The following is a 24,698-nucleotide window of genomic DNA, read 5'->3' as shown; positions in this document are numbered from 1 at the left end:
AGACCTTCATTCGCTACGCCAGATGTCGTAAGCGCTCTCGGGCAGTTGCTTGAACGGACGGAAGTTGATGCCCTTCACGTAGGAAGCGGCGGCGACCTGGTCTTCCGGTTCGTAAAGCGGAAGCGCATAGGCCTGATCGACGATCGCGAAGCGCTGCAGCTTGGCATAGAGAGCGAAGCGCTCCTTATCGTCGAGCGTCGAGGCGGCGGCTTGCAGCCAGGAAAGAAGCTCCGGCGCCGATGCGCGGCTGTAGTTGATCGAGCCGCCTTTATCGAGCGGCAGATAGTGATACTCGATATCGATTGCGTTCGTCGGCGTGTTGGAATTGGCGATCGAGCCGAAGATGCCGGTCTTGCGCCTATCGGTATAAGTGCCGGCGTCGACATAGTTGATCAGAAGGTCGATCCCGGCATTCTGCCGCGCCTGGGCCTGAAGAGCCTGCAGCAGCACATCGCGCTGGTCGCGCACCGTCGCCTGTGCCTGCACCACTTCGATCGTTAGACGCTTGCCATCCTTGGTGCGGAAGCCGTCAGCGTCGCGGGCCGTCCATCCCGCCTCATCGAGGAGGCTGTTGGCAAGTTTCGGATCGCTGCCATAGGCGCCTTCGATGGTCTTGTCATAGAATTGCGTGTCGGTCGGCGAGGTAATGCCCCAGGCCCGGGTGCGCTCGCCGCGATAGACGGATTTGAGCACGGCATCGACATCGATGGCAGCAGCCAGCGCCTTGCGCACCTTGATATCCTGCGTCGGCCCATGGGTGACGTTCAGGAACAGCGAATAGGGCGTGCCGGTATTCAAGGCAGTCTGATAGCTGAAATCCGGATTGTCCTTGAACAGCCCGGCATCATTGCCGGAAATGCCCTCGATGACGTCAACCTGGCCGGAGGTCAGCGCACCTGTCCGCACGGAGGATTCCGGTAGGAAGCGGTAGGTGATCTCGTCAAGATAGGCCGGCCCCTGATGGGACGCGGTCTTAGGCGGCCGGTTATAGGCCTTGTTCTTGACGAAGTGGATATCCTGGCCCTTGACGTAGCGCTCAAGGATGAACGGGCCGGTGCCGGCAATCTCCGTTCCGCCGGACTTCAGCTGCGAGGATGCGAAGGCCTTGGGCGACAGGATCTCGAGGCTGGCAGCAAAATCGAGGAACGGTGCATAGACCTCGCCCAGCGTCAGCACCACGGTATGGGCATCCACGGCCCTGACATCGACCACCCTGGCGGCCTGTGCGGCGCTGGAGGTGCCGGCGGAATAAGAGAGATCCTTGAGCTTAGTGAAGTTGGTGACGACGGCGGCGGCATCCAGCTTCTCGCCATCGCTGAAGGTGACACCGTCGCGCAGCGTGAACGTATAGGTCTTCCCGTCGTCGGAGATCTTGTACCCGGTGGCAAGCCAGGAGACGTACCCGCCGTCCGCCGTGCGGGCCAGCAAGGACTCATAGACGTTGCGCAGTAGGAGCTTGGTCTTGTCCTGCCCGTTGAGCTGCGGATTGAGCGTTGCTGGATCCGTCTCCACGCCCCAGACGAGCTTGCCGCCGCTGACAGGGTTGCCGTCCTGCGCATGCGCGGTGATGGGCAGCAGAACTGATGCAAGCGTGGCCGCTGTAACGTTCAGGAAAGATCGTCGGGAAAACATATTGAACATTATCTCCATGATAAAAAAGAAAGCCGGATGCGGCTCACGTCTCCCGTTAGCCTTCCAGCCAGATGTCGTAGGCATTTTCGGGCAGTTGCTTGAAGGGGCGGAACCCGACCCCACGCACCCTTGTCGATGCGGCGATCTGGTCTTCGGGGACGTAGAGTGGCAGGCCATAGGCCTGCTCGACGATAGCGAAGCGCTGGAGGTCGGCGTAAATGGTGAAGCGCTCCTTGGCATCCAGCGTCGAGGCAGCCTTGTTCAGCCAGCCCAGAACTTCCGGCGCCTCGGTCCGGCTATAGTTGATCGAGCCGCCCTGGTCCGGCGGCAGGTAGTGGAAATAGATGGTGACGGCATTCCCCTGGTTGGTCGTCGAATTGGGGATGGCGCCGTATTTTCCGCTCTTCTGCCGCTCGCTATAGATGCCGGAATCGACATTGTTCAGGATGAGTTCGATGCCCGCGCTTTGCCGCACCTGAGCCTGGAATGCCTGCAACAGTACATCGCGCTGATCGCGCAGCGTCACCTGCGCCTGTACGATCTCGATCGACAGACGCGCACCGTCCTTGATGCGGAAGCCGTCGGCATCGCGCGTAGTCCAGCCCGCCTTGTCCAGCAATTGATTGGCACGCTTCGGATCGAAGCCATAGCTGCCCTCGATGCTCGCGTCGTAGAAATCCTTGTCCGCCGGCGTCAGGACGCCCCAGGCGCGTGTGCGCTCGCGGCGATAGACGGAGTCGACAATCTGGCCGACATCGACGGCGGCGATCACCGCCTTGCGCACCCTCACATCCTTGGTTGGGCCAAAGGTGGTGTTGAGATAGAGCGTGTAGGGCGTGCCGGGATTGAGCGCGCTCTGGTAGGTGAAATCGGAATTGTCCTTGAAGAGAGCAGCGTCATTGCCGGAAATCCCCTCGATGACATCGACCTGTCCGGAGATGAGCGCGCCGGTGCGAACCGAGGATTCCGACAGGAAACGATAGGTCACCTCGTCGAGATAGGCCGGCCCCTGATGCCCAGCACTTGCCGGCGCCCATTTGTAATCCGGATTTCGAACGAAATGGATCTCCTGGCCCCTGACATAACGGTCGAGGATGAAAGGTCCGGTGCCGGCGATCTCCGGACCGCCAGACTTGATCTGCGCGGAGGCAAAGGCGCGCGGCGACAGGATATCGATGCTGGCGACGCCATCGAGAAACGGCGCGTAGACCCGATCGAGCTTCAAGACGACAGTGTGCTGACCCGCCGCCTTGGCCTCAACGACATAGGACAAGTAGCCTGCGCTGATGCTGCCCGAATAGAGCGGCTCCTTCAGCTTGGCGAAATTCAGCACCACGGCGGCGGCATCGAACGTCTCGCCGTCGCTGAAGGTGACGTCGTCGCGCAGTTTGAACGTATAGGTCTTGCCGTCGGCGGAAATCTCGTAGCCGGACGCAAGCCAGGGGACATATCCGCCGTCGGCGGTGCGTGCCAGCAGGGATTCATAGGCATTGCGCAGCACGAGCTTGGCCTTGGCCTGGCCGTTGAGATGCGGGTTCAGCGTATTCGGCTCGGTTTCGACGCCGTAGACGAGCGAACCACCTTTGACCGGCACCACGTTGCTCCCCGCCCACGCCGCCCGCTGACCGATGGCAGCCGTCAAAGCGACACCGCCCACCGTCCCCATGAAGCCTCTTCTCGTTACTGTCATGCCCCAGTCCCCTCAATGCCCTTGACTATCGCTCGGCCGCTATTGCGCCTGCGCCAACAGTTGCGGCTCGAAGCGCTTGTATTCGGCAACCTCCAGCGTCTCGTAGATATCCGGATTGAGGATCTTGCGCAGAAGGACGATCTCTTCGTCGTTCTTGGTGTGCTTGTAGAAACCCTCATAGCCCCGGCGCTCATAGATGCCGGCGAGCCATGGATGCCGGGTGGCGGTCGCAAGATAGACGGCAGGCGCCTTGATCTGGTCGCGTAGGAAGGTCAGCTCCACATGATCGAGCAAAGCGCTGCCGATCGATTGCTGCTTGAAGTCCGGAGAGACGGCAAACCAGTGGATGAACGGGTAGCTCGTCAGATGCGTTTCGCCCATCGGCCAGGGAAAGCGGACGGAGACCGTGGCGATGATCGCCGCATCGCGCTCAACAACGAATGTCGTATGCCGGCGGATCTTCTCACGAACCAGATCGACGTCGGCCGTGGTGGCGGTGAACTGGATGTTCATCTCGCGCAATGGCTGATAGGCCAGCTGCAACAGGCGATGCAAGACCGGTGCGTCGTCGACCGTGGCGATGCGGATGCTGTCACTCATCGTTAAACGGCCTCCTGTGCCGTGTGAATTGCGCCGTTACCATCCTTGGTCAAACGACCAGTGGAGCTGGTATAGCCACCCCAAAACTTGACTTGCTGCTGAAAGAGATACGTCATGCCGCGACGGCTAAATGCGCCGTCGCCAGAAGATCGATGGAGGCGAGACGCGCTTGCGCCTCGGCGACAGGACAATCGAGGATAAATTCACCGACTCCGTAGCGCTGGTGAAGCCGATCGAGTTCGCCATGGATACGCGCGGCCGTGCCGCGGATGACACCGGGCATCTTCTCCTCGATCCGGTAGTCGGTGACGCCGGCCTGACGGACATATTCTTCCGCCTGGACAAGGCTGCCAACGGTGACGCTCTGGCCGTCCTTCACCTCCACCTTGAAACGCCTGAGGTCGCCGGCGAGACGCTCTGCCGCCGCATCCGTCTCCGCAGCGATCACACCGATGGCTAGCAAGGGAACCTTCCCGCTGCTCAAGTTGCGATAGGTCGCAAGCACTTCGTCGAGCAAGGCTTCGTCGCCGTTGAGATGGCCCGCATAAACGAAACCCCAGCCGTGGGTGGCAGACAGTTCCGCGCTCTCGATGCTCGCGCCCAGCAGGAACCGCTTCACGGGAGTGGCCGGCACCGGATAGGCCCGAAGGTCGGCCTCCGGATCGCTGTCGGCCGCCTTGTCACCAAGGTAGGAACCGAGCTCGGCCAATTGCTTGGCGAATGTCGGCTTGCGGGCCGGATCGTAGGCGCCCTGCAGTGCCCGCGTCGACAGCGGAAGCCCGCCGGGCGCCTTCCCGACGCCAAGGTCGACACGGCCAGGCGCCAGCGTCGCCAGGAGATTGAAGTTCTCGGCAACCTTGTAGGCACTGTAGTGCTGCAACATCACACCGCCGGAGCCTATCCTGATGCGGGATGTATGGGCGAGCAGGAAGGCGATCAGCACTTCCGGGGAAGAGCTTGCGAGGCGCGCGTTGTTGTGATGTTCGGCGACCCAGAAGCGGTGGAAACCCCAACGTTCGGCCCGTTGCGCCAGGACAAGCGTCCTGGCCAATGCCGCACTCGCCTCCTCCGCTCCATCAATCGGACTTTTGTCGAGCAAACTCAACGCGTAACCCATCTAATCCGCCATCAAACATTTTCGATTATCTATTTAATCTATATGTTTAATGGTCTAAATTGCCGAGGAACGAAATTCCAATATGAGCGGGTGGCGAAGAATGTCTTTCGGCTTATCTGGCAGGAGCGCAGGCCAGCCCCGCTCACCGACCATTCGGTCGCCAGCAGAGGTATCGGATTGAGATCATAGTCGAAATCGAACAGGCCCTCGCTGATCTTTGGCCCGATCGCCTGCCCAGTGCCGGACGACGTATTGATGGCAATCAGCGATGTCGGGTCAGGATAGTATGCCCAATTAAGCGTACCGCCCCGGATCGGCGGCTCCCCAGCCGCCTCGCCTATATCCGGAATGCCAGACTTGCACCAACCCTCGTTGCAGGCGGAAAAACCTGGCGGACGATCACTTCGCAGGCGTCGGTTCACCAAGCGACAGCATCAGCCGATTTGCCCAATTAAAGAAGGCGGCCGCGTGAATGAGATCGGCGATTTCGAGATCGCTCAAGCCTTCCTCCCGCAGTTTGCCGATGTCTGGTGTACCGAATTCCACGGGGGTTTCGGTCAGGGCCGACGAAACGGAGACAAGCGCATTCCAGCGACTGCCGAGATCGGCTTGCGTTCCCTCATCCAGCAGGCGCTGGACGTCCTCCGTTCGCTTCGAATGATGGGAAGCAAAGCGGGAATGCACGGAGGCGCAGAAGATGCAGCCATTGGTGCGCGAGGCCGCCGTTGCGGCAAGCTCGCGATCGGCGCGCGGCAAGCCAGCCGTGACATTGTAGAAAATATCCTTGTCCGTTTTCGTGCGTGCCTGCAGGATCTCGGGATCGCGTGCGAGCAGCATGAAATAGGGCGATTTTGAACGGGATGCGTCGACCAGCCCCGCCCAATGGCGCTCTGTCAGCTCCGCTTCAGTGAGCGGCTCCAGCCAAGGCGTCCAGCCGATTTCGGCCTGGGTAAACACATTCGGACGGTTTTCGATCTCGGGATGAATGACGGTTTCGGTCATATCGGAAATACCTTTTATTCGGCTAAGCTGACGCGGACTGCGCGGTATCGGCTGCCAAAGCCTTCAATCCCGTGACAACCCTGATTTGGAACGCCAGAAAGGCGACGATCTGCGAGAGGGTAACGACGCCCGTCGTTGTCCAGCCTTCATCCAACAGTTTCTGCAGAGCTCCGACATTGGACTCGCGCGGGCGGAAAACGAGAAGATGGCTGTGCTCCAGCGCGGCGGCGAGTTTCGATCCGAGAGCATTGCGGCTATCGCCGGACACCTCGTAGACGAGGCCGGAGCGATCCTCGCCGGAAAGCGGGCCGGCCGGGTAGCGACCGTATGGCCCATGCGTGCGGCCTTTTTCCACTTCAGCTCCAACGGCTGTGGCCAGCGTCTTATCCGCCAGCCCGGAGGCATAGAATTCGCTGATATCAGCCGTCGCGTGCAGGCCCGCGACGAAGACGGCAACCGCAAGCCGCTCATCTTGCGTAACATCGCCTTGATGGGCCGGTTCAAACAGTGCCTGATAGCTCTTCTGCGCGTTGAGGCGCGTTTCCGGCCTTTCGGCACGGAGGCGATCCAGCGGGGATCCGGCGGCAATTCCCACCAGAAGATCGATGACGTCTGTGGTCGGTGAAGTCATGGTCGAGGCCTTCTCTTCAAGTGTCGGTTTTCAGGCTTTGGTCGCGAAACGGCGTTCGCTTAAGGCCGGCGTCTGCGGGGTCCAGCCAAGGGCAGGCGCCACATGCGCGGCGGTAAGCTCCAGGGATCGGAGAATATGCTCGTGCGGCGGATCGACGGAATGCACCTGGAAGACGAGGTCCGTGACCCGCGCGAGCGCGGTGTCGGCCTGAAGCGATGCGATGACATCCTCCGGCGTGCCGACATGGACATCGAAGGCCTTGATCAGGTCAGCCGTGGTCTCTCCCCGGATCGTGAAGCCGCTCGCGGTAAAGCGCTCGACACTGCGCCTCAAGCCGATTTCGGCGAAATGCAGGGCCTCCTTCCGGCTGTCGGCCACGAAGAGGCTGCGGGAGCCGAGAATGCGCGGGGCACGCCCGTCCGGCAGGACGGCGAGGTAGGCGTCGATGATCGGGTTTTGCAGATCCCAGAGTTCGGCACCCGGCGCCTCCGGTGGTCGCGGTTGCGTGCGCGACAGCATCAGCCCGTCACCCGCAAGGCCGGCGCGCTCGCCCCCACCGACGGAGAATGTCGCCTGCCAGACCCGGTCGCGCAGATGTGGTGCCGTGGGATAAAGGCGATTGCCACCGGCAAGTTCGTGACCGGCCCATGCTTCGCGAAGCAATGCCAGATGCTTGCCGTAGACCAGCCCGCGATCGGCGCTCTCAAGACCGAATGGCAGGAAGGCTTGCGGCGTGCCGCCAGTGCCGACACCGACTTCCAGCCGTCCATCAAGCAGAATATCGAGCACGGCGGTATCCTCGGCGACACGCACTGCGTCTTCCATCGGCAAAGTGATGACGCCGGTTCCGAGACGGATACGCGAGGTTCGCGAGGCAAGGCCCGCCAGAAAAACCAGCGGCGACGGCAAGCCGCCCTCCTCGCCATTGAAATGGTGTTGCGCCACCCAGGCGCTGTCGAAGCCCTGCGCCTCGGCATGAATGATCTGCTCGCTGACAAGCCTGTAGCGGGTCGCCACATCCACGTGGTCGAGGACCCGGCTGAAAAAACCCAATCTTTTCGTTGATGCTGGCGTGTTCATAGGATCATCCTGCGTTGCCGGGGGTGGGCTCGAGAATCCGCGGAAATCTTTTGCCCGGAACGGCATCGATCAGCTCGCGCGTATAAGCGCTCTGCGGATTGTCGAAGACATCGTCAATCGAGCCACCCTCGACCAGCTTGCCGTCATTGAGGACAGAGACAGTGTCGGAGATCTGCCTGACCACGGCGAGATCATGCGAGACAAACAGGTAGGTCAGGCCCAGCTCGCGCTGAAGCTCATCCAGAAGCGCCAGGATCTGCGCCTGAACGGTCACATCGAGCGCGGAGACGGCTTCGTCCAGAACGAGAATTTCCGGGTCGAGCACCAGCGCGCGGGCGATCGCGACGCGTTGGCGCTGTCCGCCCGAAAGCGCATGCGGCCGCCGTTGCAGGACGTCGGCGGGAAGGCCAACCTTTTCGATCGTCGCTGTCACCCTTGCCAACCGATCGGCCCGTGGCAGCCGCTCGAAATTCAACAACGGCTCCTCGACGATCCTCGCGATCGTCTGGCGCGGATCAAGCGAGCTGAAGGGGTTCTGGTAAACCAGCTGGATCTTCTTGCGGAAAAGCCGCAGCGTCTCGCCGCGCAGCGATGACAACTCTAGCCCGTCGATGAAGACCTTGCCGGCTGTTGGCCGCTGAAAGGCGGAGACGATCCGTATGGCCGTCGTCTTGCCGGACCCGGACTCGCCGACGATCGCGTGCGTGGTGCCGCGTCTGACTCGAAAGGACAGATCGTCCACGGCCCTGAAGCTATCCTTCTTGCCGCCGGGGCCGAAATCCTGCACTAGCCCGTCGACAACGATAATGTCGTCAGCCGGCTTGGATGCCGCGCTGTCCGGACGCGCGGCGCGCGGCACCCGCGCGTTCAGGGACGGCGCATCGGCAAGCAGCCGGCGCGTATAGGCGCTCTGCGGGTTTCGAACGATATCGGCGGTGCGACCTTGCTCCTGAATGCGGCCATGTTGCAACACGATAAGCCTGTCCGATCGGTCGGCGGCAACGCCGAGATCGTGCGTCACCAGCAGGATGGCCGTGCCATATTCCCGGCGCAGGTCATCGATGAGATCGAGGATGTGCTTCTGCACGGTGACATCAAGCGCGCTCGTCGGCTCGTCGGCAATGATGAGGGAGGGCTTCAGCGCGATGGCGATGGCGATCAGCACCCGCTGCCGCATGCCGCCGGACAACTCGTGCGGATATTGTTTCGCGCGAAGCTGCGGCTGGCTGAGGCCGACGCGCTCCAAAAGCTCGATTGCCTGCAGATAGGCGGCAGCTCCCGATGCCCTGCCATGAATGACGAGGATCTCGGCAACCTGATCGCCGATCGTCCTCACCGGATTGAGGGAACTGCCCGGATCCTGCGGAACGAGGCTGATGACCGACCCACGGATGCCGTCCAGCCGCTTCTGCGGCCAGCCGGCAATATCCTGGCCGTTCAATCGGATTATGCCCTGCTGCAGAAGCCCGCCCTCGGGAAGCAATCCGATCAGTGCCTGAGCCGTCGAGCTCTTACCGGAACCGGATTCGCCCACCAGCGCCACAACCTCCCCGGCATTCACCGTGAAATTAATGCCATGAACGGCCGGGCGTAACCCGCTCCGGTCACGATAGGCGATCGTCAGGCCGGAGACCTCCAGGACGGATGCGACCGTTTCACTTGATATACTCGCTGGGGAAATCGTCATCGATTGACACTCCCGATTGCCCGGCTGATGCGGTTGATAGAGACGACGACTAGGACGACAATGACGCCAGGGGCAGCCGTCAGCCACCAGGCGGTCGCGATGTAATTGCGCCCCTCCGCAATCAACAGACTCCATTCCGGTGTCGGCGGCGGTGCGCCATAGCCGAGGAAACCGAGTGTCGAGAGCTGAAGAATGGCCCAGCCTGCCTGAAGCGCGGCAAAAGCGATGACCGAAGTCAGCGAGTTCGGCAGGATATGGCGCCACAGCACCTTGAAGAACGTGCCGCCGCTGCCGAACGCAGCTTCGACATAGTCGCTTCGCCGCACGGTCACGACCTCCGAGCGCACAAGCCGCGCGAACTTCGCAATCAGGGTGATGCCGACGGCGATTGCCGCATTGACCGTGCCGAAGCCGAGCAGGACGATGATGCTGAGCGACAACAGCAGGTCCGGAATCGACAGCATGACGTCCACCAGCCGCATGATGGCCGTCTCCAGCCTTCCGCCAAGCGAGCCGGCGAGAACACCCAGCGTCGTTCCGACGACAAGAGCAATGCCGACGGCGGCAAGCGCCCCTGACAGTGAATGTACAGAACCATAAACGATACGGGCATAGAGGTCACGGCCCAGCGAATCCGTGCCAAGGAGATGTGCAGCACTCGGCGGCCGCAGATGCTGCCCGGGTAGCCCCTGCACCGGATCATAGGTCGTGAAAATACCGGGTAGGAGCGCCCATAACACGGCCAGCGCCAGCACCAGGCAAGCAAGAACGAGGCCCGGCTGAATGCGCAGCGAGATGCGGCGTGTCTCGGCCTGCCCTTCACCGCCGTCAAGCGGCACTACGGGCGCTCCGCCGACCGGATCGGGGGCATCTGTATCGCGATGACGGTCAGCGGTTTCGAGGATCGTCATCGCGTCGCTCCCAGCTTCGCCTTGAGGCGCGGATCGAGGATCGGATAGAGCAGATCGACGACGAGATTGATGGTGACGAAGGCCGTCGCCGCGATGACGACGATCGCTTGCAGCACGGCAACGTCCTGGCTATCCACCGCCTGCTTGGTGAGCCCGCCGATGCCGTTCAGGCCGAAGACCGTCTCGGTGACGACCGCGCTTGCGATCAACTGCCCTAGCAACAATCCCGCAACGGTCAGAACCGGCAGGAGCGTGTTCTTGGCGACATGCCGCCAGAGGACCTGCACATGCGAAAGACCCTTGGCGCGTGCCACCGGCACGAAGGGGCGCGTCAGGACCTCGTCGATATTCTTCAGCAAGATTTGCGCAAGCGGCGCGGAAATCGGTACGGCCACCGTGAGGATCGGCAGGATCAGTCCTTCCCAGGGACCGGGATTGATCACCGGGACGAGGCGGAGCCGAAACGAAAATATCTGGATGAGCATAATACCGAGCCAGAAGGTCGGCACGGAAATGAAAAGCGAAGGCAACGACTGGATGACGCCGCGCAGCCAGACAAGCCCTGGGAGATTGGACAATACGGCGATAAGGACTGCGAGAATGGCGGCAACCAGAAAGCCGAAGCCTGCAAGCAACAGCGTCGACGGCAGATTGGTGGCGATCAGAGTGCTCACGGCAACGCCTGCCTGCAATGAATAGCCGAAATGACCGGTGAGGAAATTCCAGATCGTATGGACATATTGCTGCAGGATCGATCCATCGGCGCCATAGGCGGCCCTGATATCGGCAAGCTGTTCGGGGCTCAGCCCATAGTCCGGACTCTGGAATTTGATGAGTATCGCATCGCCCGGCATCGATTGCAGCAACACGAAGGATATGGTGAACGCCGCCCAGAGAACGAGCAGCGACTGTCCGATCCGCGATAATATGTATTTCGTCATGCCGATTACCATGTCTTCAAGAAGCATCGGTCCGGCGAAATGCCGGACCGAGCGCCATCATCAATGTTCGGCGAGCCATGTGCTGTAGAACGCCGGCCGGCCGACGGCCTCGAAAGCGATCCCCTTCACATAGGGCGCACCGGCAAACACCTGTGGCTCCTCGAAGAAAGGAATGACATAGGCCTGATCCAGCAGATACTCCTGTGCTGCCTTCGCTGCCGCCAGTCGCTTGCCGCGGTCTGTCTCGGAGGCGACGGTCTCGAGGATGCCGTTCAGCTTTTCGTCGAAGAAGATGGCCTTTGGATTGAGCCCGCCCTTCTGCAACAGCGCATCGCGGTTCTTCGGATAGAACTGGCTCTTGATGACATCCGGATCGGCGCGGCCGACTTCGGCGACGACAAGCGGCGTCTTTGCCGGATCGACAATGTCCGTCACCACATTGCCGGAGGTGCCGGCAAGCACCTGTAGCTTGACGCCGATCTTGGCCCATTGCTGGGCGACGAGTTGCAGCACAGCCTTGTTCTGCGGCTGCGGCAAGGATTCGTAGACGGCGAGTGCCAGTGGCTTACCGTCCTTCTGCCGCACGCCGCCCGACCCCTTGGCCCAGCCAGCTTCGTCGAGAAGTTTTTCGGCGAGCGCGGGGTCATAGGTGAGTTTCGTGGACAGGTCCTCATAGCCGGCGGCGGCCGACGAAATGATCGACTTTGCCTGCGGATAATTCGCCGAAAACAGGGTATCGACGATCTCCTTGTTATCCGTGGCATGCAGCAGTGCCTGACGAACCTTGATATCGGCGACGAGCGGATTGTCCGGCCGGAAGGCGACACTGTCGTTCACGCCGCGCGTCGGCGCAGCATAGATCGCGAAACTCTGGTCGCTTACCTGCTTTTCGTCATAGGCTTGGAGCTGACGGATGAAATCGGCCTGGCCGGACAGCAGCGCGCCGATGCGGACGCTGTCCTCGCCGGTGATGATGTATTTGATACCGTCGAGATAGGCCCTGCCCTGATGTTCGAGCTTGGCCGGACCCCAATTGTAATCCGTGCGAGCCTTCAGCGCGAGCTGCTTGCCGAGCGTCTCGCTTTCGACGACGAAGGGGCCTGAGCCGATGATCTTCGTCGCGTCGCCGAACTGATCGAACGGCAATGCCAGCGTCTTCAGAGAAACAATGCCGGAACCGATCACCGACGTGCCCTGCAGGAAGCCGGGCGACGACTTCTTGAAATAGAATTTCACCGTGTAGGGATCGACGACTTCGCTGTGATCATAGTTATTGATGACCTCCGAGGCCGGTTGCTTCAACTCCTTGTTGCCGAGGCCAAAGGTATCGTAGTTCTTGGCGACAGCGCTGGCGTCAAGCGGCGTGCCATCGGAAAAGGTGACACCCTTGCGGATCTTGAAGGTATATTCCGTCGCGCTGTCATTGACGGTCCAGGACTCGGCGATCCACGGTTCGACCTGCAACGTCTTCGGGTTCTGATAGGTCAATTTGTCGGTGATCTGGTTCAGAATCCCACCGTTCGGATAGAAGCCTCCAGCCGGCGGATAAAGGTTGGTGTGGGCTTGCTGCTCCAGATAGATCAGCGTCCCACCCTGCACCGGCTTATTGTCCTCGGCCGAGAAAGCTGCCTGGGGAAGCGCTAAAGAGATAAACCCCAAGAGCGTCAATGTCTTCAAATTGCGTGCGATTGTCATCTGATGCCTCGAACTGGAATGCATCCAGAGGGTATCGTACCCGCCAGTTCATTCAATATTGTTTATAGAATTACTATGCTATATTTGGATTACTACGGAGAATGAACCTTCAACCTGCACCGGCCTCAGGCAATTCCCGTCCACGGCAACGGGAGATGGTTTTTCGCAGCCCTCATCGTTGGTGCGCTCGGACGTTTCACGCAGCCTTGAGCCTGCTCTCCACTAGGCGGGCGAACAATGTCGCGCCGACCGGCAGGATGGCGTCATCGACGATGAAGCCGGGATTGTGCGCCGGAACGGTGCCTGCATGGCCGAGCGTGAAGAAAGCTCCGGGCGCATGCAACAGAAAGTCCGCAAAATCCTCGCTGCCCATCGCCCGCTTCGGTGCCGTGGAAACCCGTGTCTGTCCCAGGACCTCGCGCCCGATATCAGCAACGATATCGACATGTTCCGCATCATTGGTCAGGACCGAAAAGATGTCGCGGATATCGATCTCGGCGGTCAGATCATGGGCGGCCGCGACATTCCGGGCGATGGTGGTGAGCCGGGTGCGGATCAGCTCCCTGACCTCATCGGAAAACGCGCGGATCGTCCCGCCGATGCTCGCCGTCTCCGGGATCACGTTGTAGGCCGAACCAGCCCCTATCTTGGTGACCGAGAGAACGGCAGGCTCGGTCGGCGGGACGTTTCGGCTGACGATGGTCTGAAGCGCCTGGACAAGTTCGGTGATTGCCGGGATCGGATCGCGCCCGGCATCCGGATGAGCCCCATGCGCACCCTTGCCCTTGAACGTCACGTCGAAGAAGTCGGCACCGGCAAGCACCGTTCCAGCCGTCACATGCAGATGATCCGGCGCCAGAAAGGTCGCGTTGTGGAGCCCATAGATCTCATCGACGGGAAAGCGATCGAACAGCCCGTCGGCGATCATCGCACGGGCACCACCCAAGCCCTCCTCCGCCGGCTGAAAGATGAAGGTGACGGTGCCGGCGAAATCGCGGGTCTCGGCAAGGTAGCGTGCTGTGCCCAGAAGAATGGCGGTATGCGCGTCGTGACCGCAGCCGTGGAAGCGGTTCGGATAGATGGAAGCATAGGGCAGACCGGTTTCTTCCGGCATCGGCAGCGCATCCATGTCGGCTCTAAGCCCGACCGACCGATTGCCCGGATGCCGCCCGACCAGCCGCCCGACAACGCCGGTCTTGCCGATACCGCGATGAACCTCGATGCCCCAGGACGCCAGCTTGTCGGCGACGATGCCGGAGGTCCTGATCTCCTCGAATCCAATCTCCGGATGCGCATGAAGGTCACGACGAATCGCAACGAGTTCAGGGACATAGGACGCGATGCGGTCGATGACCTTCGGAGCGGGAGCGTCGTTGGCGGTAGTGTTCGATTGGGTCATGGGAGCATCTCGGAATGGGGAAACAGGCGCCGGATCGGAACGACCGGCGACCGCTACTTAAACATCGAATGCATGAGTAGTCTATAAAAATAGTAGATTATTTGCGCAACGAGACACGCTGGTTCACCCCGAAAAACATTGCCGATTGCCTGTGGCTCGCCCTGCCCCTCTTATGTAAAGTTCCCCTTGTTAAATCTCGACCAGTCTCCAACGTCGAAAAGGAAGGTGAATATATGCTCATCGAACATGTATCCCTCTTTGAGCGGGAGGGGACGCCGATGCCACCTGGGATTACGAAAGTCCCCGCTGACTTGCTGTATCGTATCGATGAGCTCGGAGGTCGCAGATAGATGGCGAAAGAGCAGAAGGCCGCGAGCAAGAAGCAGTCCCCCACCTCTCTATCGTTCCCACCGGCGGAAAATCGCGCCCAGGCGCTTGGTGAAATACATGCGCGCCCTTTTGTTGCCGTAACATCTCCGCGCGTGATCCTCCAATTGGCGTTCCTGATGGAAACCGGCCAGACAAGTCATCATGAGGCCATTGAGACCATGGCCCGCTCTCAAGGTGTGTCCGTGCCGGATCGAACATCAAGGCATTGCACCGTGCAATGGGGCCAAGGGACCTTGCGCTGGGAGCGGCACACGGAATTTTCGACTTGGTTTTGGGACGGGCCAGCCATGGCGGATCCTTGGACCGTGATCGCGCTGCACCCCTTCGGCGGCAGCTTCCGCGCTCCTGGAAGCTTCATTTCCGGTATCCGGCTGGAGATATGGCCGGAGGGCGCGCAGGCGGAAGCGGCGCTCACCTCATTCGACAGCGCCAGCCTCTGCCGCAGCCGGATTCGCGATGGATTGGCCGAAGTCGCCACCGACTTCCGCCAAGACGGCGATGGCCTCACCCGCATGCTGCTCATAGATCGGGGCTTAACCGATCTTGGTCGCGGCGCAACGGTCCAGTGTCTTCTCGACATCGAGACCTACCGCACCCTGGCAATGCTGGCATTGCCGCTTGCGCAATCATTGTCGCCCGAAATACGCGCGATCGAGGAAGCTCTCGGGGCCGTCACCCAGCGAATGAAAGGCCAGGTATGGGAGAGTGCGGATGAGATGCTCGCCGAGATCACCCGTCTCGCATCCGAACTGCAGGCAAATGCCGCTCAATCGCTTTATCGTTTCGGAGCGAGCACAGCATATGATTCCATTGTGAGCGAACGGATCACCACTTTAGGGGAGGAACCGATTGCGGGCGAGACCCTCGGCTCCTTCCTGGAGCGTCGGCTGGCGCCGGCGATGCGGACTTGCAAATCTGTTGAGGAGCGCCAGGAAAGCTTGTCGATCAAGCTTTCGAGAACCACGGAGCTCTTAAGGACCTGGGTGGATGTGGGACTCGCTCGGCAGAATACCGCACTGCTGACATCGATGGATCGAAGAGTGAAACTTCAGCTCCGGCTGCAGCAAACAGTCGAAAGTCTGTCGGTGGCTGCGATCTCCTATTACATCGTTGGGCTCGTCAACTACGCAGCAAAAGGACTAGGCCACGATATCGTGGAACCGACGCTTTCGATCGCGCTGGGCATCTCCGTGCCGATCATCGTCGTCAGCGTCTGGTTTTTCGTGCGTAGCGTAAGGCGCCGTCATCTGGACTCCTGAGATAGAGCTCTGATCACAGCGATGCTCCCCGATCAGGCTTGCTTCGCCTCCGCAAAACCCCGCCGCCAGAAGGCAACGACAAGATGCTGCTCGCGCGGCAGCAGCCCATCGGCGGCGAAGCGGTTCAGACGAGCGTTACGAAGGGCACGGGACGATGCAGCGCCTATCAGGCGTTTTCCGAATAGACCGCCAGATGCTTCATGAGAATACCGATCAGGGTATCGCGGAGAGGATCGCGCACGCCCTTCAGCCAGGCCGCATAGAGGGGAAGTTGTCCCGTCGTCCGTTCCCGCCCAGGACGAAGCGGAATGTACCGGACACCGGAGACCGCAAGCCGCGATGTCCATTGGGGGACGATCGCCAGACCGATCTCGGCGGCCACCAGATTGACGATCGTCTGCTTCTCGTCGGCCATCTGTGCGATCCTGACCGTCAATCCAGCCTCGGTGAAGAGCTTGATCGTCATGTCATGGCTATGCGGTCTCGAACGGCGATCGGGAACGATGAGCGGTTCATCCTCCAGTTCCTCGACAGCGATGCTCGTGCGATCGGCAAGCCTATGATGCTCGGAGATCGCGACAACGGCCGTTTCGTTGAAAAGCCGAAGCAGCTTTATCTTCCGGTCCGCGATTTCGGGGGGTCTGATGAATACGAGGTCGAGCCGGCCCGATATCAGTTTCGGGAGCAGGCGAACGGTCTTTTCCTCCGAAATCTGCACGGAGATTTCCGGGCGTTCCAGCTTCAGATCATGAAGCAGCTGCGGGACGAGCCCGGCCGCCGCACTGTCGATCGCGCCGATCCTGATCCCCGTGCGCGGAAGATGACGGCGATGACGGAAACGCTCGGTCATCGCATCGGTCTGTGCAAGAACCTGCTTCGCCTCCTTCAAGAGCTCCGTTCCGTCCCGCGTGAGCATGACGTTGCGGGTCGTTCGCTCCATGAGACGCGTGCCGAGAAAATCCTCTAGCAGCCGGATCTGCCGCCCAAGCGATGCCGGCAGGATGCCCAGCGTGCGCGCTGCCCGACCGAAATGCAGTTCCTGAGCTACCGCAACGAAACAACGTAACTGCTGCAATTCCAAAGATTTGCCCTCTTATTATATCGAAAATTTATATAATTTTGGTTTCGTTGTCCATGAGCGGTTTCTCCCCCATCGTTTGGGTGACGGCGCAGGAGGTGCGCCAACATCATCATTCTGGGAGGAAATAGCCGTGGCCCATGAGCTGGAGACGCGCGTTCTGCGCAAGATAACAATTCGCATCGTTCCCTTCATCATGCTGCTCTATCTCATCGCGTTCCTCGACCGCGTGAACATCGGTTTTGCGGCGCTGGAGATGAACAAGGATCTCGGCTTCTCGTCGACCGTCTTCGGCTTCGGCGCCGGCATCTTCTTCCTCGGCTATTTCCTGTTCGAAGTGCCCTCCAATCTCATTCTCAACAAGGTCGGCGCCCGCATCTGGATAGCCCGAGTGATGATCACCTGGGGTATCGTTTCGGGCCTGATGGCCTTCGTTCAGGGAGCAACCAGCTTCTATGTCCTGCGCTTCCTGCTCGGCGTCGCCGAAGCCGGTTTCTTTCCGGGCATCATCCTCTATCTCAGCTTCTGGTTCCCAGCTCGCCGCCGCGCTGCGGTCACGGCACTGTTCATGGCCGCGGCTCCGCTTTCGACGGTGCTGGGCTCACCGATCTCCGGCGCGCTGATGCAGATGCACGGGTTGATGGGCCTTGCCGGCTGGCAGTGGATGTTCCTGATCGAGGCGGTTCCGGCCCTCATTTTCGGCATCGTCGTACTGTTCTACCTGACCGACCGCCCAGCCAAGGCAAAATGGCTGTCCGACGAGGAGCGCAACTGGCTGATGAAGACGATGGAAGACGAGCAGAAGACCAGAGGCGCCAAAGCAAGCCACAGCATTTGGGCAGGCCTCGTCGACGTGCGCGTCCTCGCGCTTGCCATGGTCTATTTCGGCACGTCGGCCGGTCTCTACACGCTCGGCATCTGGGCGCCGCAGATCATCAAGGAGTTCGGCCTTTCCTCGCTCGAGGTTGGTTTCCTGAATGCCATCCCCGCGACCTTTGCGGTCGTCGCCATGGTCCTCTGGGCACGGCATTCCGACAGGACTGGCGAGCGCACATGGCATGTGGTGCTCGCCTGCCTGCTGGCGGCAGCAGGACTTGTCTTTGCCGCCGGGGCGACGGGCGTGCTTGCGGTCCTCATCGCGCTCACCCTCGTCAATATCGGCATCAGCTGCTCGAAACCGCCGCTATGGAGCATGCCGACGCTGTTCCTGTCCGGACCGGCGGCGGCAGCAGGCATCGCTACAATCAACTCCATCGGCAATCTCGGCGGCTTCGTCGGCCCCTCGATGATCGGATGGATCAAGGATCTGACCGGCAGCTTTGCGGGCGGGCTCTGCTTCGTCGCGGGTCTCCTGGTTCTGTCGGCGGCTCTGACGCTCATCCTGTCCCACGGCGGCGCCAAGGCGTCGGCAATCGACGCATCCGGCCAGCGGTCCTAACCCTTACATTTTACGGAGAGAAAAATGCGCGAATATGCAATTGCAGCCATCCCCGCCGACGGTATCGGCCCGGAAGTCATCGCCGCCGGCACCACCGTTCTTGCTGCGCTCGAAAAGCGTGACGGTGGCATCAGGTTCAACGTCGAGAATTTCGATTGGGGATCGGACTACTACAAGAAGCATGGCGTGATGATGCCCGCGGACGGCCTTTCCCAGCTGAAAAAGTTCGACGCCATCTACTTCGGTGCGGTCGGGGCGCCTGATGTCCCCGATCACATCACGCTCTGGGGCCTGCGCCTGCCGATCTGCCAGGGCTTCGATCAGTATGCCAATGTCCGTCCGACGAAGATCCTGCCCGGCATAACGCCGCCGCTGCGCAATTGCGGCCCCGGCGATCTTGATTGGGTCATCGTGCGGGAGAATTCGGAAGGCGAATATTCCGGCCATGGCGGCCGCGCTCACAGGGGCCTGCCCGAAGAGGTCGGCACGGAAGTCGCCATCTTCACTCGCGTCGGCGTCACGCGCATCATGCGCTATGCCTTCAAGCTCGCCCAATCACGCCCGCGCAAGTTCTTGACCGTCGTCACCAAATCCAATGCCCAACGACACGGCATGGTCATGTGGGACGAGATTGCCGCCGAAGTGGCCGAGGAATTCCCCGACGTCACCTGGGACAAGATGCTGGTCGACGCCATGACCGTTCGCATGTCGCTGAAGCCGCAGAGCCTCGACACCATCGTCGCCACCAACCTCCATGCCGATATCCTCTCGGATCTCGCCGGTGCGCTTGCCGGATCGCTCGGCGTCGCGCCGACTGCCAATATCGATCCGGAGCGCCGCTTCCCTTCCATGTTCGAACCGATCCACGGCTCCGCCTTCGACATCACCGGCAAGGGCATTGCCAATCCGGTCGCAACCTTCTGGACCGCCGCACAGATGCTCGATCATCTCGGCGAACAGGAGGCCTCTGCCCGCCTGATGCGCGCCGTCGAGCGTGTCACCGGCGCGGGCATCCTCACCCCTGATGTCGGCGGGACCGCGACCACCAAGGACGTCACCGACGCGGTGGTGGACGCGATCCATTCCTCGAACGTCTAGCGGGCGGAAACATGCGCTGGACAGATGCACAGAGCCGCGCGGTCCTGCGCCGCCTCTTCGATGCCGCCGTGGCAAGTGCCGATCCCGCCGCCGCGGTACTACGGCACCTGCCGGAGAAGCCGAGGGGGCGCTGCGTGGTCGTCGGAGCGGGAAAAGCGTCCGCCGCCATGGCGGCGGCGCTTGACGCGGCTTGGCCTGATGTCGATGTTTCGGGCGTCGTCGTCACCCGTTACGGCCATGCCGTTCCGACCGGGCGCATCCGCATCCTGGAAGCGTCGCATCCGGTGCCGGACGCGATGAGCGAGACAGCCGCCCGTGACATTCTCGCGGCGGTCAAAGGCCTGACGCCGGATGACCTCGTGGTCGCGCTGATCTCCGGCGGCGGCTCGGCGCTTATGGTCGCTCCAGCGGGCGACATGACGCTTGCCGACAAGCAGACCGTCAATCGCGCCCTGCTGGCGAGTGGCGCGACTATCAGCGAAATGAACATCGTGCGAAAGCATCTATCCGCGATCAAGGGCGGACGATTGGCCCAAGCCGCGCAGCCCGCCCGCGTCGTGACGCTGGTGATCTCCGATGTGCCGGGCGACGACCCCGCCGCCATCGCCTCAGGCCCGACGATCGGCGATGCCAGCACCATGGCCGATGCGCGCGATATCATCCGCCGCTATGGTCTCGATCTGCCGCCAGCGGCGCGCGCGGTGCTCGACGAGGGTAAAGAGACACCGAAACCCGAGGCCTTGTCGGGCGAGGTTACGATCATTGCAGCCCCTTCCCTCGCTCTTGCCGCCGCCGCCGAAGAGGCCAGGCGAAACGGGCTTATCCCACTCATCCTTGGCGACGCCATAGAAGGTGAAGCCAGGGAGGCCGGCATTGTCATGGCCGGCATCGCCCGCTCCGCGAAAACAAAGGGACTCCCGATCCGTACTCCGGCGGTGCTGCTTTCGGGTGGAGAGACGACGGTGTCGATTGGCAAAGGGCCGGCCGGGGCCGGCGGGCGCAATACGGAATTCCTGCTCGGGCTTGCGGTCGGGCTTGCCGGTGCGGACGGCATCTTCGCAATTGCCGGCGACAGCGACGGCATTGACGGCACCGAGGACGCCGCCGGCGCGATCGTCACGCCCGATACGCTCACCCGTGCCCGGCTGCTTGGCCTGGATGCGCGCGCTTACCTTGCCGCTCATGACACCTACCGCTATTTCGCGGAACTCGGCGATCTCGTCAAAACCGGCCCGACGCTCACCAATGTCAACGATATCCGCGCGATCATGATCGTCTAAAGGTGCCAGATGGCAGCCTACCCGATCTCGTCGCCGGCCAACCTGCGAATCGAGCTATCCGGCTTCCACCATTGGCGCGATGCGCTCAAGATATGATATCTGCGACCATCCCCATGTGGAGATGATCTCGATGACAGACGCTACTTTTCGCCCTGCGCAAATTGCCGATCTTCCGGCGATCATTGCTCTCCTTTCCGACGACGTCCTGGGGCAGCAGCGGGAAGATCCCAGTTCGCCACCGAACTCGCACTATGTCGACGCCTTCCAGGCCATTCTTGCCGACCCCAACCAGCTTCAGGCCGTTGCTATCCTGCGCGAAGAGGTGATCGGCACTCTCCAGCTCACCTTCATCCCCGGATTGGCGCGTAAAGGTGCCCGGCGCGGACAAATCGAGGGAGTGAGAGTTTCGGCAGCGCACCGGGGATCTGGCGTGGGGCAGCAGATGTTCGAGTGGGCCATCGGTCAATGCAGGGCCAGAGGCTGCACTCTTGTCCAATTGACGACGGACAAGGAACGGCCGGATGCCCATCGCTTCTATGAGAAATTAGGATTTGTCGGCAGCCATATCGGCTACAAGCTTACGCTGTAGTTCCTCTAGCTCGCCATGACTTCACGGCGATCGGCACGGACGGTCTCGCTCCGATCACGCAAGGAGGCCACAAGATGCCATATTGGCGCGGCGAACAGCCCATCATCCGCTTGAAAGCCGTGCTAAAGGCACTCTCGGATTCGTAGCCGAGCGAGAGCGCGATGACGGAGATGGAATCGCTGGAATGCGTCAGCTTTTCGCCGGCCACCATCATGCGCCAGCGCGTTAGATAGTCCATCGGCGAGGTCCCGACCGTCTGCTTGAATTTCAGGGTGAAGGTCGTTCGCGACATGCCGGCGCGCTCGGCCAGTGACGCCAGTGTCCAGCGATGCGCCGGATCCTCATGCATCGCGGTGATCGCCGCCGCCATCTGCCGGTCCGCGAGCGCAAAGAGCCAGCCGACGCCACCCGTCAATCCTTCCGCAAGATGCAGTCGCAGCGCCTGCACCAGCATCGTATAGGCAAGCTGTTGCGCAATCAGGAAGCCGCCAGGCTTCGGTTCGCGCAGTTCCAACCGCATGCGCTCCATGCACCAGCGCAACGACTCCCTATCCGCCTCCGTTCGGATATGGACGATCGGCGGCAGCATTGCCAACAGGACGCTGGCATGGCCACCGGTCAGCGTAAAGTGCCCGCCAACGATCGAGAAATCGCCGCCGTTGTTGAGCACCCGCATGCTACCGTTCGGTCGCGTCGGAAAGAGTTGGCGATAGTCGATAGGTGATAAGGACGGATTGCTTGCCAGAACAAAGGGCCAGCCGCGCGGCAGAACGAAACAGTCTCCCGTCTTCAGCTGCACCGGGTCTGAAACGCCTTCGACTACGAGCCAGGCCTGGCCGGAAACAACAGCATAACATTTGATGCCTTCATGCTGGCCGAACCGGATAGACCAGTCGCCACCCGCCTCGAAACCACCGAACATATAGCTGCGCGGCTTCAGCAGTGACAGGACATCTGAGAGCGGATCCATAGGATTTCCGAACGATCGCGAAGATAATACGAACTCTATAGCATAGATCGTTCTCCATCAATCTCCTAGCTTGGCCCGTGATGGCTGCGAACGCGGTCATCGACCAAAATCAGGAGAAATCATCATGCGTGTCTTTGTCACCGGCGCCACCGGATGGGTCGGCTTTGCTGTCGTCAACGAGTTGCTTGCCGCCGGGCACAAGGTACTCGGCCTTACGCGCTCGGATGCGGGAGCGGCGGCGCTGACCGCTGCAGGGGCCGAGGTCCATCATGGTTCGCTCGAGGATCTCGACAGCCTTCACAGTGGCGCTGCCGCCGCCGACAGCGTCATCCATACCGCCTTCAACCATGATTTTTCGAAATTCGCAGCAAATTGCGAGCTGGACCGCAGCGCCATCGAAGCGCTTGGCGCAGCACTTGAGGGAACGGACCGGCCATTGATCGTCACCTCGGGAATGGCATTGTTGGCAGGAGGCCGCACCGCGGTCGAGAGCGATCCGGCTATTCAGCCATCCGACTCCTATCCCCGCGCCTCGGAAGCAACCGCCGCCGCTCTGGCGTCGCTCGGGCTCCGCACAGCGGTTGTGCGTCTTCCACCATCGGTTCACGGTCACGGCGATCATGGTTTTGTGCCGATCCTGATCCGCACCGCCCGGGAAAAAGGCGTTTCGGCCTATGTTGGCGAAGGGTTGAACCGCTGGCCGGGCGTGCACCGGATCGATGCCGCCCGTGTCTATCGGCTCGCACTTGAACGCGGTGCCACGGACGGTCCCTATCATGCAATCGCCGAAGAAGGCGTGCCGTTCAAGGACATCGCCGACGTGATCGGCCGCCGCCTGAACGTGCCCGTCGTCAGCAAGACCGCTGAGGAAGCGCGAGACCATTTCGGCTGGATCGGGCATTTCATTGGGATGGATGTCCCGGCGTCGAGCGCGCGAACACGCCGGCTGCTGGGCTGGGAGCCGACGCAGCCCGGGCTTATCGCCGATATCGATCATGCGGCCTATTTCGAAGCCTGATCGGCGAAGCGCGGCAACGAAAGGCACAATGGTTCCCGGCGGGCCATAGTCCGCCAGGAGCCTCTTCAGTCCGCAGATCACTCAGGTCTTTAGCCGGCTGCAATCCGACGACGGAAATGGTCTGTGCCCTCGACGATCTTGTCCATCAGCGCGTCGAGTGCCCAGAACCGCTCCCGGATATCGAAGTTGATCACGCGGCTATCGGTGCAGGAGAATGTGCCGAGGCGCTGATGATAGAGCTTGGCAAGCTTCGGATACCCCATCGGCTCAGCCATGGCGGAGAGAGCGAGATAGACGGAGAGCTCATCCGCCAGCGCCGGATTGGAAGCGCTTTTCGTCAGCATCCACTTGTAGAGATCCGGGTGGAAGTTGGTGAACACACCGGTAAAGCCGCGCGACCCTGCCTTCATGGCATCATAGGCGATCGCCGCATTGGCGTTGACGATGGCAAGCGGCGTATCTTTGGTCAGTGCCACGCGACGCTTGACCGTTTCGAGATCGCAGGACACATCCTTCAGAAGGGCAAACCGGCCGCTGCGGGCGCAGAACAACAATTCATCATCGCTCAAGAGACGGCGATAAGGCGCCGGGCACTCGTAGAGACCGAGCGTCAGATTCTTCGGCAGGCGCTCGAGGAGCCAGTTGAGATCATCGATGAACTTCGCGCCGCCCTGCTGCTTGACGTCGAGACGGTTGGTGACGAGCACCATACCGTCGACGCCGGTGGCGGCAATTGCGCTCAGCTCGGCAAGCTGGTCTTCCAGGCTCTCGCTGACATGGCCGGACGCGATGACCGGCACACGGCCGGCTGCCGCCGTTTTGACGAAAGCCGCGAGTTCGACACGCTCCTCGAGGCTGAGAAACTGCATCTCGCTGGACTGGCAGACGGCAAACAGGGCGTCGGAGCCATTGGCGATGTACCATTCCACCAGCCGTGCAACACCGGGATAATCGATTTTGCCGCTCTCGGTGAACGGCGTGATCATGACGGGAACGATACCTTCGATCTTCTTGAGCATAGTGTCAGCCTGCCAATGCTTGTGGATTAACGACATGGAGGACGATCGCCTGCGGGCGGCCGCCAAGATATTCGAGGATATTGCTGACGCAGCGCTCCGTGACAAGACGTTCGGCCATACGATCCATGCCGGAAACATGCGGAGAGTAGGCCGGACAAACCTAAATGCACGGCG

21 protein-coding genes and 1 pseudogene are annotated in these 24,698 nt (G+C 61.1%); 6 read left to right on the top strand and 16 right to left on the bottom strand.

Translation table 11 applies throughout. The features are described 5' to 3' along the window. Positions 1-6: 6 nt before the first annotated feature. From HB780_RS03875 to HB780_RS03820, 13 genes and pseudogenes are all read right to left on the bottom strand, one after another. On the bottom strand, positions 7-1,632 hold the full coding sequence (locus HB780_RS03875) for an ABC transporter substrate-binding protein (RefSeq protein ID WP_183689597.1): 1,626 nt from the start codon (positions 1,630-1,632) through the stop codon (positions 7-9). Between the two features lie 55 nt (positions 1,633-1,687). Further along, positions 1,688-3,322: an ABC transporter substrate-binding protein gene (locus tag HB780_RS03870; RefSeq protein WP_183688747.1), complete on the bottom strand. Its 1,635-nt coding sequence runs from the start codon at positions 3,320-3,322 to the stop codon at positions 1,688-1,690. Positions 3,323-3,361: 39 nt separating this feature from the next. After that, on the bottom strand, positions 3,362-3,922 hold the full coding sequence (locus HB780_RS03865) for a GNAT family N-acetyltransferase (protein WP_183688746.1): 561 nt from the start codon (positions 3,920-3,922) through the stop codon (positions 3,362-3,364). A gap of 112 nt (positions 3,923-4,034) precedes the next feature. After that, entirely contained in the window at positions 4,035-5,039 is a 1,005-nt protein-coding gene (locus HB780_RS03860; RefSeq protein ID WP_183688745.1) for an LLM class flavin-dependent oxidoreductase, read from the bottom strand. A gap of 125 nt (positions 5,040-5,164) precedes the next feature. Next, positions 5,165-5,389: pseudogene (locus tag HB780_RS32895) on the bottom strand (ABC transporter substrate-binding protein); the annotation flags it as partial. A 49-nt stretch (positions 5,390-5,438) separates the two neighbouring features. Next, positions 5,439-6,041, bottom strand: a complete 603-nt coding sequence (locus tag HB780_RS03855) for an alkylhydroperoxidase domain protein (protein WP_183688744.1) — start codon at positions 6,039-6,041, stop codon at positions 5,439-5,441. 22 nt (positions 6,042-6,063) lie between these two features. Beyond that, positions 6,064-6,672, bottom strand: a complete 609-nt coding sequence (locus HB780_RS03850) for a CMD domain protein (protein ID WP_183688743.1) — start codon at positions 6,670-6,672, stop codon at positions 6,064-6,066. Between the two features lie 30 nt (positions 6,673-6,702). Then, positions 6,703-7,752, bottom strand: a complete 1,050-nt coding sequence (locus HB780_RS03845) for a putative FMN-dependent luciferase-like monooxygenase (protein ID WP_183688742.1) — start codon at positions 7,750-7,752, stop codon at positions 6,703-6,705. Between the two features lie 4 nt (positions 7,753-7,756). Next, the gene (locus HB780_RS03840; protein WP_183688741.1) at positions 7,757-9,439 is read right to left on the bottom strand and encodes a dipeptide ABC transporter ATP-binding protein; all 1,683 of its coding nucleotides are present in this window, start codon (positions 9,437-9,439) and stop codon (positions 7,757-7,759) included. Then, a complete protein-coding gene (locus HB780_RS03835) occupies positions 9,436-10,350 on the bottom strand; it encodes an ABC transporter permease (RefSeq protein ID WP_183688740.1) in 915 nt (304 codons plus the stop codon). The genes HB780_RS03840 and HB780_RS03835 overlap by 4 nt, the downstream gene beginning before the upstream one ends. After that, positions 10,347-11,291: an ABC transporter permease gene (locus tag HB780_RS03830; protein ID WP_183688739.1), complete on the bottom strand. Its 945-nt coding sequence runs from the start codon at positions 11,289-11,291 to the stop codon at positions 10,347-10,349. Before HB780_RS03830 ends, HB780_RS03835 begins: the two co-directional genes overlap by 4 nt. 60 nt (positions 11,292-11,351) lie before the next feature. Beyond that, positions 11,352-12,986: a TIGR04028 family ABC transporter substrate-binding protein gene (locus tag HB780_RS03825; protein WP_183688738.1), complete on the bottom strand. Its 1,635-nt coding sequence runs from the start codon at positions 12,984-12,986 to the stop codon at positions 11,352-11,354. 196 nt (positions 12,987-13,182) lie between these two features. Further along, positions 13,183-14,385, bottom strand: a complete 1,203-nt coding sequence (locus HB780_RS03820) for a M20 aminoacylase family protein (protein ID WP_183688737.1) — start codon at positions 14,383-14,385, stop codon at positions 13,183-13,185. A 350-nt stretch (positions 14,386-14,735) separates the two neighbouring features. Here HB780_RS03820 and HB780_RS03815 point away from each other — a divergent pair, with 350 nt between their 5' ends. Then, positions 14,736-16,034, top strand: coding sequence for a DUF3422 domain-containing protein (locus tag HB780_RS03815; RefSeq protein ID WP_183688736.1), 1,299 nt, complete (start codon positions 14,736-14,738; stop codon positions 16,032-16,034). A gap of 166 nt (positions 16,035-16,200) precedes the next feature. Here HB780_RS03815 and HB780_RS03810 read toward each other — a convergent pair whose 3' ends face one another. Further along, positions 16,201-17,115 (bottom strand): LysR family transcriptional regulator, encoded by a 915-nt coding sequence (locus tag HB780_RS03810; RefSeq protein ID WP_183688735.1) that lies wholly within the window; start codon positions 17,113-17,115, stop codon positions 16,201-16,203. A gap of 130 nt (positions 17,116-17,245) precedes the next feature. On the opposite strand from HB780_RS03810, the gene HB780_RS03805 reads away from it, so the two are divergent. From HB780_RS03805 to HB780_RS03790, 4 genes are all read left to right on the top strand, one after another. Beyond that, positions 17,246-18,550 carry an MFS transporter gene (locus HB780_RS03805; RefSeq protein WP_183688734.1) on the top strand — a complete coding sequence of 435 codons (1,305 nt, stop codon included), beginning with the start codon at positions 17,246-17,248 and terminating at the stop codon, positions 18,548-18,550. Positions 18,551-18,574: 24 nt separating this feature from the next. Continuing rightward, on the top strand, positions 18,575-19,648 hold the full coding sequence (locus tag HB780_RS03800) for a tartrate dehydrogenase (protein ID WP_183688733.1): 1,074 nt from the start codon (positions 18,575-18,577) through the stop codon (positions 19,646-19,648). Between the two features lie 11 nt (positions 19,649-19,659). Beyond that, the gene (locus HB780_RS03795) at positions 19,660-20,928 is read left to right on the top strand and encodes a glycerate kinase type-2 family protein (protein WP_183688732.1); all 1,269 of its coding nucleotides are present in this window, start codon (positions 19,660-19,662) and stop codon (positions 20,926-20,928) included. A gap of 130 nt (positions 20,929-21,058) precedes the next feature. Then, on the top strand, positions 21,059-21,517 hold the full coding sequence (locus tag HB780_RS03790; RefSeq protein ID WP_183688731.1) for a GNAT family N-acetyltransferase: 459 nt from the start codon (positions 21,059-21,061) through the stop codon (positions 21,515-21,517). On the opposite strand, the gene HB780_RS03785 is transcribed toward HB780_RS03790, so the two are convergent. After that, entirely contained in the window at positions 21,507-22,487 is a 981-nt protein-coding gene (locus tag HB780_RS03785) for an AraC family transcriptional regulator (RefSeq protein ID WP_183688730.1), read from the bottom strand. The genes HB780_RS03790 and HB780_RS03785 overlap by 11 nt on opposite strands. 124 nt (positions 22,488-22,611) lie before the next feature. Between HB780_RS03785 and HB780_RS03780 the strand changes: the two genes are divergently transcribed. Further along, on the top strand, positions 22,612-23,505 hold the full coding sequence (locus HB780_RS03780) for an SDR family oxidoreductase (protein WP_183688729.1): 894 nt from the start codon (positions 22,612-22,614) through the stop codon (positions 23,503-23,505). 89 nt (positions 23,506-23,594) lie between these two features. Here HB780_RS03780 and HB780_RS03775 read toward each other — a convergent pair whose 3' ends face one another. After that, positions 23,595-24,524 carry a dihydrodipicolinate synthase family protein gene (locus HB780_RS03775; RefSeq protein WP_183688728.1) on the bottom strand — a complete coding sequence of 310 codons (930 nt, stop codon included), beginning with the start codon at positions 24,522-24,524 and terminating at the stop codon, positions 23,595-23,597. Positions 24,525-24,698: the final 174 nt, after the last annotated feature.

The sequence above is a fragment of the Rhizobium lusitanum genome (assembly GCF_014189535.1).
Taxonomy (GTDB): domain Bacteria; phylum Pseudomonadota; class Alphaproteobacteria; order Rhizobiales; family Rhizobiaceae; genus Rhizobium; species Rhizobium lusitanum_C.
This window is presented reverse-complemented; position numbering and strand designations above follow the sequence as displayed.